Genomic DNA, 16,619 nt, shown 5'->3' with positions numbered 1-16,619 from the left:
TTACCGCCCCTTATCCATTGTGCCCTAGTTTTGCGCATCCGGGTTTGGAGGCGGGGCGCCTCTGGACCACGGCTGAATAGAATAAATGGGGGTTGGGAATGTCCGGGCGTACCGCGTCGCCGTCCAAGCGCACAATATTTCCGACCCTCCGGTTCCGCGCCAAGATCATCCTGGGCTTCGCCGCCGTGCTGGTGATCTCCGCCGGCAGCATGGCCTTCTCCTATTTCGGCTTCGAGCGGGTCTCGTCCGGGGTCGGGTCCTACCGCGCCAGCGTTACGGAGGCCGACCTTGCCCGCAACATCGACCGCGAGCTGCTCGCCTACCGTTCAGTCGTCAAATATTTCGTCGTCACCGGCAAGGAGGACGACGCCAAGGCGGCGCTGGATACCGAAGCCAGCCTGAAGAGCGCCATCGACCAGGCCATCAAGGGTGCCAAGAAGCCGGCGCGGCAGGAGAGCCTCGACAAGCTCGCCAAGGAGTTCTCCAACTTCGCCGCGACCTTCGCAAAAGTCCTCCAGGCCAAGCGTGACAGCGCGCTGCTGGTGCAGAACCAGCTTACGCGCAACGCCAACCTGCTGAAGTACAAGCTCGATGACATCGGCAACAACGCCTCCGATTCCGAGGCGCAGGCGATCGAGTTCGGCACCAAGCAGGTCAATGCCCAGTTCCAGACCGCAAGCTCGGCTGCGACCAATTTCGTGCTGACGTCGGATCAGGCGATTGCCACCAGCGCGCTGGCCCGGCTGAAATTCGTCGAAAACTCGCTCGGCGCCGTCTATTCCATGGACGACAAGATCGTCGCCGGGCTGAAGGACGCCAAGGGGCTGCTGACGGCCTATCGCGAATCGCTGGAGAAGCTGATCGCCAACGCCAAGATGGTCGATGACCTCGTCACCGAGATGAGCGGCTCGGCGAGGGCGATCCTGCAAGGAGCGACCGCCATGAAGGCGGATCTCGTTGCCGAACAGCAGCGGCTGGATTCCGAATCGGAAGCGACCATCGGGAAGACCGAGCAATTGGTGCTGATGCTGGCCGTTGGCGGCACGCTGTTAGGAGCGATCCTCGCCTTCCTGCTCGGCACCGGAATCTCACGTCCGATGATTGCGATGTGCAAGGCGATGCGTGAGCTCGCCTCGGGCAATTTCGACGTCGTGCTGCCGGGTCTCGGCCGCAAGGACGAGATCGGCGAGATGGCCGGCGCGGTCGAGGAATTCAAGGTCCAGGCCGTCGCCAAGGCCGAGCGCGATGCCGCCGCCAGCGAAGCCCAGAACAAGGAGGCAAGCGCGGCCCGCCGCTCCGAGCTGATTCGTTTCGCCGATGATTTCGAAAGCGCCGTCGGCGCCATCGTGTCGAATGTCTCGGCTTCCGCCGTGCAGCTGGAATCGTCCGCGTCCACGCTGACCCGCACCGCCGAGATCACGCAGACGCTGTCGAGCCAGGTCGCGGGCGTGTCCGAGCAGGCCTCGAGCAACATGCAGTCGGTCGCGACCGCGACCGAAGAGCTCTCGGCCTCGGTCGAGGAGATCGGGCGCCAGGTCCGCGATTCCAACCGCATCGCCGAAGCCGCCGTGGTGCAGGCCAAGGAGACCGACGGGCGTATCGGCAAGCTCTCGCACGCGGCCCAGCAGATCGGTGAAGTCGTCAAGCTCATCACGGCGATCGCCGAGCAGACCAATTTGCTGGCGCTGAACGCCACTATCGAGGCGGCGCGCGCCGGCGAGGCCGGCCGCGGCTTTGCGGTGGTCGCCAGCGAAGTGAAGTCGCTGGCGAGCCAGACGGCGAAGGCGACGGACGAAATCTCCTCGCATATTGCGGGCATGCAGGGCGCCACCGCCGAATCGGTCGCCGCGATCAAGGAGATCGGCGCGACCATCGGCCAGATCTCGTCGATCTCGACCTCAATCGCCAGCGCCGTGGAAGAGCAGGGCGCGGCGACGCAGGAGATTGCCCGCAGCGTCCAGACTGTCGCCCAAGGCACCCAGACCGCCGCCACCGACATCGGTCAGGTCAACCGCGGCGCCGCCGAGACCGGCTCGGCCTCGGAAGAGGTGCTGAATTCGGCCAGGACGCTGTCATCCGAAAGCACCCGCCTCCGCGCCGAGCTCGACCGCTTCATGGGGAATATCCGGGCGGCGTAGGTCCCGGACCGAGAGCTGCCGCCCGGTGGGCGGGCGGCCCGTTCCCGCGTCACCTAACCGCAAGTTGCGGCTTGGCAAATTTACCGGCGCTTATCCTTTGCCCGTTACCGTGCTCGCGAGTCGGGAAGCGGGCTGCTTTCGGGCTGCGCCTGGTTTTCCGCGAATGGAATGGGGTGGGGAATGCCCGTCAAGTCGAAGCCGAACACATCGAAGCTGCTCACCTTGCGTTTTCGTGCAAAAATCATCCTCGGCTTCGTGGCGGTGCTGGCCATCCTCGCCGTCAGCATGGCTTTCGCCTATTTCGGCTTCGAGCGGATCCAGGCCGCCGTGGCCTCCTACCGGGCCAGCGTGGCGGAAGCGGATCTCGCGCGGACGGTCGATCGCGAGCTGATCTCCTATCAGGGGCTGGCGCGGGCCTATACGCTAACCGGGGCCGCCGATGACGAGACCGCGGCCAAGGCCGCCGAAGAGAATCTGAGGGGCGCGATCGCCAAGTCCATGGCGGCCACATCAGGCGCGGCGCGCCGCGAGCAGGTCGGCAAGCTCGAGGCCGAGTTCCAGCGCTTTACGAAGGTGTTCAGCGAGATCATCACGCTGACGCGCGAGAACAACAAGATCGCCGCCGACGAGCTCAACAGCGTCGGCAACAAGATCCGCTTCAAATTCGACGATCTTGCCGATACTGCCGCGCTGGCCGGCCTGAACTCGGTCCAGACCACGGCCAAGGACGTCACCTCGCAATATCTGGCGGTCTCCACCTCGGTCAGCGCCTTCGTCGCCAAGCCCGAGCCGAAGACGGCGGATGGCGTGATCGCCCGCATCAAGTTTTTGGAGACCCTGCTGGTCTCGATCTATGCCAACGAGCAGAAAATCACCGACCGCGTCACCGAGATCGGCAATCTGCTGAAGCAGTACCGCACCTCGTTCTCGAAGCTGACCGAGAACGTGAAGATCATCGTCAAGTCGAACGGCGAGATGACCAAGACGGCGACGGGCATCCTTAAGCTCTCTGGCGAGCTGCGGTCGGATTTGACTGCCGATCAGCAGCGCATCGAAGCCAGCGCCAATGCCACCATCATTGAGACCGAGCGGCTGATGCTGATGCTGGCGCTGGGCGGTCTTGCCATCGGCGCTGCGCTGGCCCTGATGCTCGGCAACGGCATCTCGCGTCCGATGATCGCGATGTGCAAGGCGATGCGCGAGCTCGCGTCGGGCAATTTCGACGTCGTGCTGCCGGGTCTCGGCCGCAGGGATGAGATCGGCGAGATGGCCGGCGCGGTCGAGGAATTCAAGGTTCAGGCCGTCGCAAAGGCCGAGCGCGATGCCGCCGCCAGCGAAGTCCAGAATCGGGAGCAGGCCGCAAGCCGCCGCTCCGAGCTGATTCGCTTTGCCGATGATTTTGAAGGCGCCGTGGGCGCCATCGTCTCCAACGTCTCGTCCTCCGCTGTTCAGCTCGAATCGGCGGCGTCCACGCTGACCCGCACCGCCGAGACTACGCAGAGCCTGTCGAACCAGGTCGCCAGTGTCTCCGAGCAGGCCTCGAGCAACATGCAATCGGTCGCAACCGCGACGGAAGAGCTGTCGGCTTCGGTCGAAGAAATCGGCCGCCAGGTTCGCGATTCCAGCCGTATCGCCGAAGCCGCCGTGGTGCAGGCCAAGGAGACCGATACGCGGATCGGCAAACTGTCGCATGCCGCGCAGCAGATCGGCGAAGTCGTCAAGCTGATCACCGCGATCGCCGAGCAGACTAATCTGCTTGCGCTCAACGCCACCATTGAGGCAGCACGCGCCGGCGAGGCCGGCCGCGGCTTTGCGGTGGTCGCCAGCGAAGTGAAGTCGCTAGCCAGCCAGACTGCGAAAGCGACGGACGAAATTTCCTCGCACATCACGGGCATGCAGGGCGCTACCGCTGAATCGGTCGCCGCGATCAAGGAGATAGGTGCCACCATCGGCCAGATCTCGTCGATCTCGACCTCGATCGCGAGCGCCGTCGAGCAACAGGGTGCGGCGACGCAGGAAATCGCCCGCAGCGTTCAGACGGTTGCGCAGGGCACCCAGACCGCGGCCACCGATATCGGTCAGGTCAACCGTGGCGCCGCTGAGACCGGATCGGCTTCGGAAGAGGTGCTGAATTCGGCAAAGTCGCTCTCCAGCGAAAGCACCCGCCTGCGCGCCGAGCTCGACCGCTTCATGGGGAATATCCGGGCGGCGTAAGGTTCGAGCGAGGGTCACTCCCGCCCGAACGCCCGCTTCAATTCCACCTTCGCCCGCTCCAGCCGCGTGCGCTCTGTCTTTGGCAGCGTCTTGCCGACGCGGTTGATGTAGAAGGTCAGCATCGACAGCGCCGAGCGATAGGCGCCGGTCTTGCGACGCGCGCTGTGCTCGGCCGAGCGTTTCAGCGAGGCCGCGATCCTCTTCGCGCTGGTCAGCTTGAACACACCTTGCTTGAGGTCGAGCGCGTCGCTTTCCTTCGTCACCCGCTGCGACCAACGTTTTGGCGCCGCGCGTTTCGTGCTCTTGCGCGCGCTCGTGCTGGTTTTCCCGCGTGCTGTCCTCCGCGTTCCCGCTTTCCGTGAATGTGTCGTCTTTCTGACATGAGCCATGCGTCAACTCCTGGCGGCTCCGTCGGAAACGGCCGGCCCCAGGGGGCGTTCCTGAGGGAACTTGCCTCCGTCGCAGACGTTGTCGCAGGTGGCAGGCGGAATGCCGCACCCAACGATCGGATCGACCCCGTCCCCATCAGGTGAACCGGGGCTGCTTCCATTGATCAGACCCAACAACGCGATGGAATTGCAGCAAAGCCCAGCGCTGAATTATGGACCTGCGGTCTCTGCGGCGGTCGCGACCGACCGCATCATCGAGACCAGCATTCCCGCGCGGCTCGATGCGTTGCCGTGGAGCGGTTTCCATACCCGCGTCGTGCTCGCACTCGGCATCACCTGGACTCTCGATGGGCTCGAAGTGACGCTGGCCGGCGCGCTCTCGGGCGCGCTGAAGCAAAGTCCCACACTGCAGTTCTCCAATCTCGATCTCGGTGTCGCCAACTCCGCCTATCTCGCCGGCGCAGTGCTCGGCGCGCTCGGCTTCGGCTGGCTCACCGACCGGATCGGCCGCAAGAAGCTGTTCTTCATCACGCTTGCGCTTTATCTCTCGGCGACGGCTGCGACTGCTCTGTCATGGGATATTGCAAGCTACGCGCTGTTTCGCTTCCTCACCGGCGCCGGCATCGGCGGCGAATACACCGCGATCAACTCGACCATCCAGGAGCTGGTGCCGGCGCGCTATCGCGGCTGGACTGATCTGGTCATCAACGGCAGCTTCTGGATCGGCGCCGCGATGGGCGCGGTCGCGGCCATCGTGCTGCTCGACCCCGCTGTGATCGGCCAAGATCTCGGCTGGCGCCTCGCTTATCTCATCGGCGCGGCCATCGGTCTCGTCGTGCTGTTGATGCGGATGTGGATTCCGGAAAGTCCGCGATGGTTGATGATCCATGGCCGGCCTGACCAAGCTCATGCGATTGTCGACGAGATCGAACGCTCGGTGATCGGACACGGTCAGAATACGAGCGACGGCCGCTTCCCCAAGATGCGCCTGAAGATGCGCGATCACACGCCGATCAGGGAGGTCGTGCACACCTTGTTCGTCACCTATCGCCAGCGCGCGATGGTTGGGCTGGTGTTGATGATTGCCCAGGCTTTTTTCTACAACGCCATCTTCTTTACGTTCGCGTTGGTGCTGACCGATTTCTACGGCATCAGCGCCGATCATGTCGGCTGGTACCTGCTGCCATTTGCGGCCGGAAACTTCCTTGGCCCGCTCTTGCTCGGCCGTCTGTTTGATACCCTCGGCCGCCGCACCATGATCACGCTCACTTATGGCGTGTCGGGCCTGCTGCTGGCTCTGTCGGGCTATCTGTTCTCGATCGGCGCGTTGAGCGCACAGGGACAGACGATCGCCTGGATGGTCATTTTCTTCTTTGCCTCGCCCGCGGCCAGCGCGGCCTATCTCACCGTCAGCGAGACATTTCCTTTGGAAGTCCGTGCGCTGGCGATCGCGGTATTCTACGCGGTCGGCACCGGCATCGGCGGCGTCGCGGGCCCCGCGCTGTTCGGCGTGCTGATCGATACGGGGTCACGCACCAGCGTGTTCGCCGGCTATTTGCTGGGGGCCTTCCTGATGATCGCGGCCGCGATCGTGGCGTGGCGCTACGCCGTCTCCGCCGAACGAAAATCGCTGGAAGATATTGCGCGGCCGCTAGCTTCGATGGAGTAGACTATGAAATCCGAACTTGCTGAACTGGATCAGAAGCCCGCCATGCTCGACGATGAAGCGCCCGACGCGGTGCCGGTGCCACATGCGCTCGTGCCGCATCTGGGCGAGACCGCGATCCTGCTCGATATCGACGGCACGCTGCTCGACCTGATGCCGACGCCGCGAGAGGTGTGGGTGCCGCCGGGCCTCTCGGAAACGCTCAACAAGCTGACCGAACTCACGTCGGGCGCGCTGGCGATGGTCAGTGGCCGGTCGCTCAACGACATCGACCTGATCTTCGCGCCCGACGTGTTTCGCGCGGTCGCAGGTCACGGTGCGGAGATGCGGCTGTCGGTGGACAATGAGGCCGACGACGTGCATGCGCCACCGCTGGACAAGGAGCTGAAGCGGCGGCTGGCTGCGATCGCCAAGCTCAGCCCGGGTATTCTGCTCGAGGACAAGGGCTATTCGCTGGCGCTGCATTATCGTCTCGCGCCGCATGCGGAGAAGGCGATCTACGAGGCAGTATCGCTGATCCGTGCCGATCTGCCCAATGCGCCGATCGAAATTTTGCCCGGCAAGTTCGTTTGCGAGATCAAGCATTCCGGTTTCACCAAGGCAACCGGCGTGCACGAGTTGATGAAGCATGAGCCCTTCAAGGGGCGCCGTCCCATCTTCATCGGTGACGACGTCACAGATGAAACCGTGTTCGCGATCATGCCCGACATGAACGGGCTTTCTTTCTCGGTTGGCCGCCGCGCCATCGGCGTCAACGGTCATTTCGATGCGCCGAAAGATGTGCGCGCGTTCCTTGCGCGCCTGCTCGACGACACAAGGTTGGAATAAGGCGTCGACACCCCGAAGCCACATTGCGCGTTCGGTGTTCCACTGCACGCGCAATTCGTGTTGAGCAAAACAGCCGCCAAAACTCGGTTTCTCAATTAAATCGTCGGGTTCCCTCAAGGAAACCAGTTCCAACGCGCACGCCCGATTTTGGTTTCATTTCGTAGAAATGATGACAGGAACCATATTGATGAACATCAGTTAAACAGGGTGGAATGAACAGGAGGGGACGACCTGTGAACTTGATCGTCGTTTCGAATCGCGTCGCACGCGGCAAACCCAACGAACCCATGACGGGCGGCTTGGCTGCGGCATTGCTTCCCGTTGTCGAGCATTCGGGCGCAATCTGGGTGGGTTCCTCAGGCCGCGTGCGGGATGGCCATCAGAAGGAGCCGTTTGCCGAGATCGAAGCGCTCGGAACGGGTGCGATTGCAACGCTGGATCTGCCGGCGGCGCATTACGGCGGCTATTACGAAGGCTTTGCCAATTCGGCGCTGTGGCCGGCGCTGCACTCTCGCAGCGATCTGATCCGCGTCTCGCGGGACGATTATGTCAGCTATCGCGAAGTCAACGCCTTCATGGCGCGCGCCTTGATGCGCTTCCGGAAAGAGAAGACGGCATTCTGGGTGCAGGATTATCATTTCCTCGCACTCGGCGCGGAGTTGCGCGATCTCGGCGTCGACGATCCCATCGGCTTCTTCCTGCACACGCCGTGGCCGGTTGCCGCGGTGATGCAGGGCGTGCCCAATCATCGTGAGCTGATCATGGCGATGCTGGCCTATGATCTGCTCGGCTTCCAGACGAACGAAGATTGCCAGAATTTTCTCGCCTATGCCGGGAGCGAACTCGACCTCACCATCGACGACGGCGTGGTGCTCTCGCAGCATGGCCGCACGCGCTGTGAAGTCTTCCCCATCGGCATCGACGCTGAAAAGTTCGCAGCTTACGCCGCCAAGTCGGCGTCGCACCCTGATGTGTCGCGCCTGCGCCGCAGCCTCAACGGCGAGCGGCTCGCGATCGGCGTCGACCGGCTCGACTATTCCAAGGGCCTCGTCAATCGCATCAGCGCGTTCGACCGGCTCTGGACCGAGCAGCCGCAGTTTGCGCGCAGCATCTCGCTGCTCCAGATCGCCAACCCCTCGCGCGGTGCGATCGAGGCCTATGGCAATCTCCAGAACGAGGTCGCGCGCCTCGTCACCGACGTCAACGGTCGCCATGGCGAGGTGGACTGGACGCCGATCCGCTATCTCAACAAGGGTTTTAGCCAGGCCGTGCTCGCGGGCCTCTACCGCACCGCGCAGATCGGCGTGGTGACGCCGCTGCATGACGGCATGAACCTGGTTGCCAAGGAATATGTCGCAGCCCAAAACCCGGCCGATCCCGGCGTGCTGGTGCTGTCGAAATTCGCCGGCGCCGCCAACGAACTCGACACCGCGCTGCTGGTCAATCCGCACGACATCGACGGCATGGCCCGCGCGATCGCGGTCGCGGCCGCGATGCCGCTCACCGAGCGCAAGATGCGCTGGGACGCGATGATGAAGAAGCTGCGCGGCCACACCATTCAGCAATGGTCGGCCGATTTCGTCGCCGAGCTGGAGAAGTGCCGGACCGAAAAGGCCGCGGTCGCGCCGCTCGCAGCCCAGCCGCCGCAGGCGCTGCGCTGGCTGAAATCGGCGATCTCAGGTGTAAGGTTGATTTAGCTTTTCTTCTCCCTCGCCCCGTTCTTGCGGGGGCGAGGCGAGCTTCGCTCGCTCTGAGGGTTGGGGTGAGGGGCTCTCTCCACACGGGAGATTGTCGAGGGACCTGTGCCCCCTCACCCCGGATCGCAAGTGCGATCCGACCTTTCCCCGCAAGCGGGGCGAGGTGAAAACGAGGCCCTCAATAACAATACGATACGCCATCCAGAATCGCGCATTGCCGCTTGTTTGGCGCATTCGGATCATCCATCGGCACCATGCCCTTGCCCTGGCCGACGAACACGCCGGGCCCGATATGCACCGAGCTCTTGTTGCCGATGATCACGCTCTGATGCGGCGTCGAGCTCGAGCGCGTTCCGTCCGGCCAGAGGATGGCATCACCCGAAAGCATCCCGTGCCGGCCGTCGTCACAACTGACGTCGACACCTTGCCGGGTGCAGACCTGCGCGTGAGCCGGCACGGCAATGGCGGAGCCAAGGGCGGAAATCAGGCTAAGTGTAGCGACTGTCTTGCGGATCATCATGGCGTGCCCAGTCGTGTTTGGTGGTCTCGAGTGAATCGTCGCGCCAAACCCGCTTCCGGTTCAGCCCGCGGATGGTTCCCAAGCGCTCATCAGCGCTGCATATTACCATTTAAATACAATGTCTTACGGAAAATTCACCCGATTTCCCTGCGATCCCTTGCAAAATCATCGGCGCCCCTTCAAGAGAGGGCGCTCCGGAGAGATGGCCGAGTGGCTTAAGGCGCACGCTTGGAAAGCGTGTGTGCGGGAAACCGTACCGTGGGTTCGAATCCCACTCTCTCCGCCAGTTCTACGATTTTGTACGCCAAACTACGATTTCGTGCGATTTCGCGCGTTTGGGTTCGTTAGTCGTGTCGGACGACCTCCATGCGATGAGGTAATCATCTTCATCAATCGCTATTCGGGGAGAATCCTGCACAGGGTCTCCCCGGTTTAGCGACTCCATAAACGCTGACTACGAACTAGGTGCTGCGTTCCCTCACGACAGCGGCCGCAGACGCGGTGCCATTTCCGAGTCGAGGATCAGACGGCCATCGAGACGGCCGTCTAAACGCTTCACGTATTCCGAAGCTTCCTCCATATGCGCCTTCATAAGGGTACGCACGCGCTCGCTGTCTCTGGCGCGAGCGGCTTTCGCGATCTCCGCGTGAATCTTGACATTGGCGCACCCGAATTTCGTGTGTTCTTCCGGAGGCGTCTGCGTGCTGAAGACCACCAGGCGTCGGAGCATTTCGTTGATCAGCTCGCAAGCGAAGCGCAGGAAGGGATTGGGGTTTGCGGCAGCCAGGATGTCGTGGAAATCCAGATCTGCCTGGCGTTGACGGACCAGAAGAGAAGGCTCCTGCGAGGTCGGTTGGCAGGTCTCGATGTTGTGCTCAAGAGCGTCGAGCTGCTCGTCGGACAGAAATGGCACTGAGCCGGCAGCCAGTTCCGGCTCGAGCAATCGGCGCGCTGCATAGATGTCCTCCATGCTGACTTCTTTGAAGAACAGATAATTCTGCAACAGTTGAAACGTCCGGGCGAGCGGCACCTCGATAATGGTTGCGCCGCCGGTCGGACCGGTGCTGACCGTGATCAGTCCTTGCACCTCAAGCGATTTTAGCGCCTCGCGGATGGTGCTCTTGCTGACTGAAAACAGCCGCTGAAGCTCCCTTTCCATCGGAAGTTTGGCTCCCGGGAGAAGGTTCTTCTGCGTGATCAACTGCTTGATCTCTTCGGTGACGAGATCGGCCCGTTTTTGGATTTTCAGCCGCCCGGGCTGCTTCGGCATTTTTTCAAAGTCTACCGTCATCTGAATTCCCCAGAGTCATCAATGGGTTCCAATGCGTGTTCCGGGCGGTTTGAGCGCGGGCCCGCGAAAAAGAACCGACTCGTCGATTGACACTTCTCCCATAACAAGCATATTCATGCAAATCCGGTTTATCATGATAAATAGAATGAACCGGTCAATAAGCGGAAACGGGCATGGTGATCGGGCAGAACATCCCTGAAATCTGGGCGGCGATTCACACGCCTTTCGAAAATTCCGGAGCCGTCGACGAGGCCGGGGTTCGCCGGAATGTCCGCCACTACATCGCGACTGGCCTTGCGGGAGTGTTCTGCAATGGACTGATCGGCGAGGTCTGGTCGCTCACGTTGCAGGAGAGGAAGCGCGTTATCGAAGTGATCGCCGATGAGGCCGGAGGCCGTCTCGGGATTTCAGTGGTGATCTCGGGTCCTTCGGTTGAAGAGACCGTCGAGCTTGGCGAGCACGCACGTCGGCTCGGCGTCAGTCACGCCGTGCTGATGGTTCCGACCTCCGGCCCGCGATCCCCCGCGCAGCAGCTCGCGTATCTGCACCACATCTGCACGCGTCTGGAGATGCCGATCGTCATCTTCAACGCCCGAACCGCTGCAGGCAGCCCATTGGATCCTGTCGTTTTCACGCAGCTTTGTTCGCTGCCCAATCTCAAGCTGCTGAAGACCACCGGCACTTCAGCCGAGAACGCTGCGCTTCGCCAAGCCGCGCGCAATGGCGTGCTCGTCTCCGATCCTCTGGAAGAGAACTTCTTCGGTAACATGCAGCGCGAAGGTCAGTCGATCCTGTATGCCGACCCTGAGCCCTACCTGTACCAACGCGGGGACTTTCGGCCGATCGCGAACTACGTGGCGCTGCTGGCGTCCGGACAAACGGAAGAGGCGGCGCGCGTTTGCGCGTCACTCGCACCGCAACGGACCGTCTTCAACAAGTGGATCATGGACCCGCTGAAGAGCGGTCATATGCCGAACGCGGCGGTCAAGCACTGGTGCGATCTGATTGGAATTGCCGGTGGCGCCGTGCGCGCGCCCGTCACCCCCCTGTCCGCCGCCGAACGGAGAGAGCTGGAAGCAGACCTCGTCGCATGCGAGGCGCCGGGCCTGCTCTCTGCCGCCGAACGAACCTCGTCATAGCCTGATCATCCAGGGAGAGAAAAATGACCTTGAGACCCTTCGACCGTCGCTCGTTCCTTCAGATGCTGGCCGCCGCCGGCTCCGCACCATTCGTTCTCGATATTCCGGCTGCGCACGCGGAAACGCCCCTTACGGTCGGGATCCTCTATTCCGGTTCAAAACAGGATTATGGCTTCAACCAGTCTCATGCGCAGGCCGCAGCCGCGCTGAAGAAGCTACCCGGCATCAAGGTGGTCGAAGAGGAGCGCGTTCCCGAAACGATCGCCGCCCAGCGCAGCATGGAAGGGATGATCCGCCAGGATGGCGCGCAGCTCATCCTGGCGACGTCCTTCGGCTACTTCAAGCCTCACGTTCTGGAGATGGCGGCCAAATATCCGGATGTCACCTTCGCTCATACCGGCGGCGTCTGGACGGCAGGCATGCCCGAAAACATCGGCACGTTCTACGCCTACATTTTCGAGGCGCAGTACATTTCGGGAATCGTCGCGGGCCACATGACGAAAAGCAAGAAGCTCGGCCTCGTCGCTGCAAAGCCGACGCCCAATCTTCTGCGCAGCATCAACGCGTTCGCGATCGGCGCCCGTTCGGTCGATCCCGCAATTCAGGTGCAGGTCATCTTCACTGGCGATTGGGTGCTTCCCGTGCGCGAAGCGGAGGCGACGAATACGCTCGTCGACCAGGGCGCCGACGTCATCGCGGCCCAGGTGGATAGCCCGAAGGTGGTGATCGAGACGGCCGAGAAGCGCGGCGTCATGTCGTGCGGCTACCATTCGAGCCAGGCGGATGTCGCTCCCAACGGCTATCTCACAGGAGCCGAATGGAACTGGATCACGCCATATCTTGTGTATGCCGGCAGCGTCCGGGGTGGCAAAAAGCCCGAGCACTATCTGCGTGCCGGCATCTCCGACCATTTCGTCAAGAACAGTCCTTTCGGAAAGCTCGTCACGCCCGAGGCCCGCGCTGCGGCCGAGAAGGCAAGAGCAGATCTTATCGGCGGCACGCTCGTGATCTACAGCGGTCCACTCAAGGACAACAAGGGCAACGTCGTTGTTCCTGCCGGCGTCACGCAGAACAGCAACGACCGTGTCCTCGACGGCATCAACTACCTCGTCGAGGGAATCATCGGCCAAGTCTAGGAGGCGAGCTTGTCTTCGATCTCGGGAGTCGAGTCCGTGCCTTCGGGCCAGCCGCGAACCGCAGCCCAGCTCAGCGTGGCCTTGCCCGTCCTGGCGGTGCTGCTTGCATCGGCGGTCTTCGCGGCCTTCGTTGCCCTGTATGGGCAGAACCCTTTCACGGTATTCGGCTTGATCGTTCAGGGCGGCTTCGGCAGCAGCTTCGCCTGGCAGGATACCTTGTCGCGGGCCGCACCGTTGATCTTGGTTGGCTTGGCCGTTGCCATACCTGCGCAGGCAGGGCTGGTGATCATCGGCGGCGAGGGGGCTCTGGTGCTCGGAGGACTTGCAGGGGCCGTCGTGACGTTGCCGTTTGCGGGGGCGCACGCATTTCCGATGCAAGTCACCATGTTAGCCGCAGGCGCTCTCGCCGGAGGACTCTGGTTCGGTCTGGCCGCTGTGCTCCGGCAATATCGCGGTGTGAATGAAACGATCTCGAGCCTGCTCCTGTCCTACATAGGGATCGCGATCTTTCACCATCTGACGGAAGGCCTGCTCCGGGATCCGGCGAGCCTGGACAAGCCGTCGACCCATCCGATCGATCCGTCCTACATGTTGCCCATGCTGCCGGGCGTTGGCGTTCATGCCGGGCTTGCGGTCAGCCTGGCGCTGGCCATCATCGCCCACGTCGTGCTGCGCTACACACGGTGGGGCTTTGGGCTACGCGTGGTCGGCGGTAGCGCCAGAGTCGCGAGGATGGTCGGCCTGGCCGTGAATCGCTGGGTCATCGGTGCGACGTTTGTGGCCGGTGGAATGGCGGGAGTTGCCGGCGCGATCGAAGTGGCGGCCGTGCAGGGGACGGCCAACTCCTCACTCATCGTTGGCTATGGCTACAGCGGAATCCTTGTCGCGTTCCTGGCGCGCCACCAGCCGCTCGCGATTGTCGCAGTCGCGCTCTTGATCGGCGGCATGCAGGCAAGTGCCAGCCTGCTGCAACGGCGCCTCGAGCTTCCCGACGCGACGATGCTGGTGTTTCAGGGCTTGATCTTCGTCTGCGTCCTCGTTGCGGATGCAATTGCGCAACAACTCCGAGAAAACACGCGGAGGTAAAGCATGGACGTGACATCAATCGGCTGGCTCACGCTGCCACTCGCAATTCTGGGAGGAGCGATCCGTGTTTCCACGCCCTTCATCTTCGTCAGCATCGGCGAGCTCATCACCGAAAAATCGGGGCGCATCAACCTGGGTCTCGAAGGCACGCTCATGCTGGGCGCCATGGCGGGATATGGGGTCTCCTATCTTTCTGGTTCGCCCTGGCTCGGCGTGCTCGCAGCGGGACTGGCCGGAACCACCTTCGGCCTGCTGCACGGTCTCCTGTGCAGCGTGAAGCGCGTCAACGATACGGCGATCGGTATCAGCCTCATCGTGCTCGGCACTGGCCTGGCGTTCTTCTTCGGCAAACCCTTGATCGAACCCAAGGCGCCAGCGCTTCCTTCGATATCTCTCGGATTCTGGTCGAGCATGCCGCAAGTGCGAGCAGCGTTGGACGTGAACGCGCTGTTCTTTGTCGGAATTTTACTGGCCTTTGCCGTCTATGTCTTCCTGAACAGGACTGGCTGGGGACTGATGCTGCGCACCGTCGGAGACAGCGAGGATGCGGCACGTGCGCTTGGCTTCTCCGTATTGCGGGTGCGCATCCTGGCGACAATGGCCGGCGGCTTCCTCGCAGGCATCGGTGGCAGCTTCCTGTCGCTCTCATATCCCGGGAGCTGGAGTGAAGGTCTGTCCAGCGGGCAGGGGATCATGGCTGTGGCGCTCGTCATCTTTGCGCGTTGGCGTTCCATCAACGCCCTCGGCGCATCACTTCTGTTCGGCGGTGCAGGCGCCCTCGGGCCGGCGCTACAGGGTGTTGGCGTCACCGGCTATTACTACCTGTTCAACGCGGCTCCCTACATCCTGACCCTGGCGATCATGGTGGCCTCGACGTCGCGCGCGGCGCCGTTCGCCGATGCGCCCGGCGAACTCAAGCTGCACCGATGAGAAGCGCTGTGACGGGAATACATCCTCTGAGGATCGTCCGATGACCGCTCCGCAAGTCGAACTCAAGAACATGACGAAGCGTTTCGGAGCGAATCTCGCTCTGAACAACGTGTCGCTGCTGATCCGGTCGGGCACCGTCCATGCGCTGCTCGGGGAGAACGGAGCCGGGAAGAGCACGTTGGTCAAATGCCTCGTCGGCTTTTACCATCCGGACGACGGCCACATCCAAGTGGATGGGCGCGAGCACCGGCTGAACTCGCCCAAGGATGCCGACGCGCTCGGCATCGGCATGGTGTACCAGCATTTCACGCTGGTTCCGTCCATGACGGTCGCGCAGAACCTCGTTGTCAGCGGCGCGAGACTGCCGGCCTACATCAACTGGCAAAGCGAGCTGAAGCGGCTGGCCGAAGTCACCAAGAAGCTTCCGTTCCACGTCCCGCTCGACGTGCGAGTCTCGCAGCTCTCTGCGGGCGAGAAGCAGAAAGCCGAGATCGTCAAGCAGCTCTATCTCGGGCGCAAGCTTCTCATCCTGGACGAGCCGACGTCCGTACTCACGCCGGCAGAAGCCGATGAGGTGCTCGGCTATGTTCGCAGCCTGACGCGGGCGGGCGAGCTCAGCGCTGTTCTGATCAGCCACAAGTTTCACGAAGTGCGCCGATACGCCGACGACGTCACGGTACTGCGCCGTGGCGCGTCAGTTCGAACCGGAGCGGTCGCGAATCTGTCAGACGATGCCCTGGCCGAAGCAATGATCGGAGAACCCGTCAGCAAGGCCGTGCAGCACGCACCGAAATTGCCGCCGAAGAGCAATATTGTCCTTTCCATGAAACAGGTGTCCGTGAACGGGGACAACGGACTACCAGCCGTGAAGGATCTCTCACTCGAGGTTCGCGAAGGTGAAATTGTCGGAATTGCCGGCGTGTCCGGGAACGGACAGTTGGAGTTGGTCGAGACCTTGATGGGCCAGCGCGATCGCAGCGGTGCGATCGCCGTATCCGGCGTCGCGTTCAACGGCACGCGGAGGGAAATTGCCCGACTCGGCGTCTACGGGTTGCCGCAGGAGCCGCTGAAGAATGCCTGCATTGATCGGATGTCGCTGGCAGAGAACCTCGCCCTGCGCAATTTCGATCGGGCACCACTCTGTCGCGGTATCGCGATGAACTACGGAGCGCTCACGGAGCAGGCCGCGAAGCTCGTAAAGCAATTTCGTGTCAAGGCCCCCGGCTTGACCGCAAGCATGAGCGCGCTGTCCGGAGGCAACGTGCAACGGGCGGTCTTGGCGCGAGAACTCACCCAAAACGTCCGATTGCTGATCGCGTCCAATCCAACCTTCGGACTCGATTTCGTCGCTTGCGAAGAAACATATCGCCGGATCGTTGAGGCGCGGAACGGCGGAGCCGCGGTGCTGCTCATCTCGGAAGACCTCGACGAGTTGCTTGGCTTGGTCGACAGGATCCTCGTCATGAGCGCGGGCCGCATTGTCCATGAGGTATCGGCCGACGGCGCTGACAAGCGCGTGATCGGAAAATACATGGCGGGAATGAAAGCGGCCTGACTCAGGTCGCGTCAGATCAGAATCGAGAAG

The 16,619-nt window shown here is 62.4% G+C and carries 13 protein-coding genes and 1 tRNA gene; 11 read left to right on the top strand and 3 right to left on the bottom strand.

Annotated elements, in window-relative coordinates:
• Nucleotides 1-98 precede the first annotated feature (98 nt).
• Nucleotides 99-2,138 carry a methyl-accepting chemotaxis protein gene (locus B5V03_RS30380; protein WP_129274067.1) on the top strand — a complete coding sequence of 680 codons (2,040 nt, stop codon included), beginning with the start codon at nt 99-101 and terminating at the stop codon, nt 2,136-2,138.
• A gap of 180 nt (nt 2,139-2,318) precedes the next feature.
• Nucleotides 2,319-4,352, top strand: coding sequence for a methyl-accepting chemotaxis protein (locus B5V03_RS30375; protein ID WP_129274066.1), 2,034 nt, complete (start codon nt 2,319-2,321; stop codon nt 4,350-4,352).
• Between the two features lie 14 nt (nt 4,353-4,366).
• Here the strand turns inward: B5V03_RS30375 and B5V03_RS30370 are convergent, their stop codons facing one another.
• Nucleotides 4,367-4,741, bottom strand: coding sequence for a DUF3175 domain-containing protein (locus B5V03_RS30370; RefSeq protein WP_129274065.1), 375 nt, complete (start codon nt 4,739-4,741; stop codon nt 4,367-4,369).
• A gap of 181 nt (nt 4,742-4,922) precedes the next feature.
• On the opposite strand from B5V03_RS30370, the gene B5V03_RS30365 reads away from it, so the two are divergent.
• The 3 genes from B5V03_RS30365 to B5V03_RS30355 all read left to right on the top strand — a co-directional run bounded on the left by B5V03_RS30365 (nt 4,923) and on the right by B5V03_RS30355 (nt 8,932).
• Nucleotides 4,923-6,410, top strand: a complete 1,488-nt coding sequence (locus B5V03_RS30365; protein WP_164988398.1) for an MFS transporter — start codon at nt 4,923-4,925, stop codon at nt 6,408-6,410.
• 3 nt (nt 6,411-6,413) lie between these two features.
• Nucleotides 6,414-7,235, top strand: a complete 822-nt coding sequence (gene otsB / locus B5V03_RS30360; RefSeq protein WP_129274063.1) for a trehalose-phosphatase — start codon at nt 6,414-6,416, stop codon at nt 7,233-7,235.
• A gap of 233 nt (nt 7,236-7,468) precedes the next feature.
• Nucleotides 7,469-8,932, top strand: coding sequence for a trehalose-6-phosphate synthase (locus B5V03_RS30355; protein ID WP_164988388.1), 1,464 nt, complete (start codon nt 7,469-7,471; stop codon nt 8,930-8,932).
• A gap of 178 nt (nt 8,933-9,110) precedes the next feature.
• Here B5V03_RS30355 and B5V03_RS30350 read toward each other — a convergent pair whose 3' ends face one another.
• Nucleotides 9,111-9,452: a hypothetical protein gene (locus tag B5V03_RS30350; protein ID WP_129274061.1), complete on the bottom strand. Its 342-nt coding sequence runs from the start codon at nt 9,450-9,452 to the stop codon at nt 9,111-9,113.
• A 196-nt stretch (nt 9,453-9,648) separates the two neighbouring features.
• Here B5V03_RS30350 and B5V03_RS30345 point away from each other — a divergent pair.
• A tRNA-Ser gene (locus B5V03_RS30345) sits at nt 9,649-9,738 on the top strand.
• A 192-nt stretch (nt 9,739-9,930) separates the two neighbouring features.
• Here the strand turns inward: B5V03_RS30345 and B5V03_RS30340 are convergent.
• Nucleotides 9,931-10,743 carry a FadR/GntR family transcriptional regulator gene (locus B5V03_RS30340; protein ID WP_206736205.1) on the bottom strand — a complete coding sequence of 271 codons (813 nt, stop codon included), beginning with the start codon at nt 10,741-10,743 and terminating at the stop codon, nt 9,931-9,933.
• A gap of 173 nt (nt 10,744-10,916) precedes the next feature.
• Between B5V03_RS30340 and B5V03_RS30335 the strand changes: the two genes are divergently transcribed.
• From B5V03_RS30335 to B5V03_RS30315, 5 genes are read left to right on the top strand one after another with little or no spacing between them, the layout of a single operon-like run.
• Complete coding sequence (locus tag B5V03_RS30335; protein WP_129274060.1) at nt 10,917-11,882, top strand: dihydrodipicolinate synthase family protein; 966 nt, start codon at nt 10,917-10,919, stop codon at nt 11,880-11,882.
• 23 nt (nt 11,883-11,905) lie between these two features.
• Nucleotides 11,906-13,018 (top strand): BMP family ABC transporter substrate-binding protein, encoded by a 1,113-nt coding sequence (locus B5V03_RS30330; protein WP_129274059.1) that lies wholly within the window; start codon nt 11,906-11,908, stop codon nt 13,016-13,018.
• A gap of 9 nt (nt 13,019-13,027) precedes the next feature.
• Complete coding sequence (locus B5V03_RS30325) at nt 13,028-14,104, top strand: ABC transporter permease (protein WP_129274058.1); 1,077 nt, start codon at nt 13,028-13,030, stop codon at nt 14,102-14,104.
• Nucleotides 14,105-14,107: 3 nt separating this feature from the next.
• Nucleotides 14,108-15,034: an ABC transporter permease gene (locus B5V03_RS30320; RefSeq protein WP_129274057.1), complete on the top strand. Its 927-nt coding sequence runs from the start codon at nt 14,108-14,110 to the stop codon at nt 15,032-15,034.
• Nucleotides 15,035-15,074: 40 nt separating this feature from the next.
• Nucleotides 15,075-16,589: an ABC transporter ATP-binding protein gene (locus B5V03_RS30315; protein ID WP_129274056.1), complete on the top strand. Its 1,515-nt coding sequence runs from the start codon at nt 15,075-15,077 to the stop codon at nt 16,587-16,589.
• The last annotated feature ends 30 nt before the right edge of the window (nt 16,590-16,619 follow it).

The sequence above is a fragment of the Bradyrhizobium betae genome, from assembly GCF_004123905.1.
Taxonomy (GTDB): Bacteria; Pseudomonadota; Alphaproteobacteria; order Rhizobiales; family Xanthobacteraceae; genus Bradyrhizobium; species Bradyrhizobium betae_A.
The sequence above is the reverse complement of the archived record's forward strand: the minus strand, read 5'-3'. Positions and strand labels throughout refer to the sequence as shown.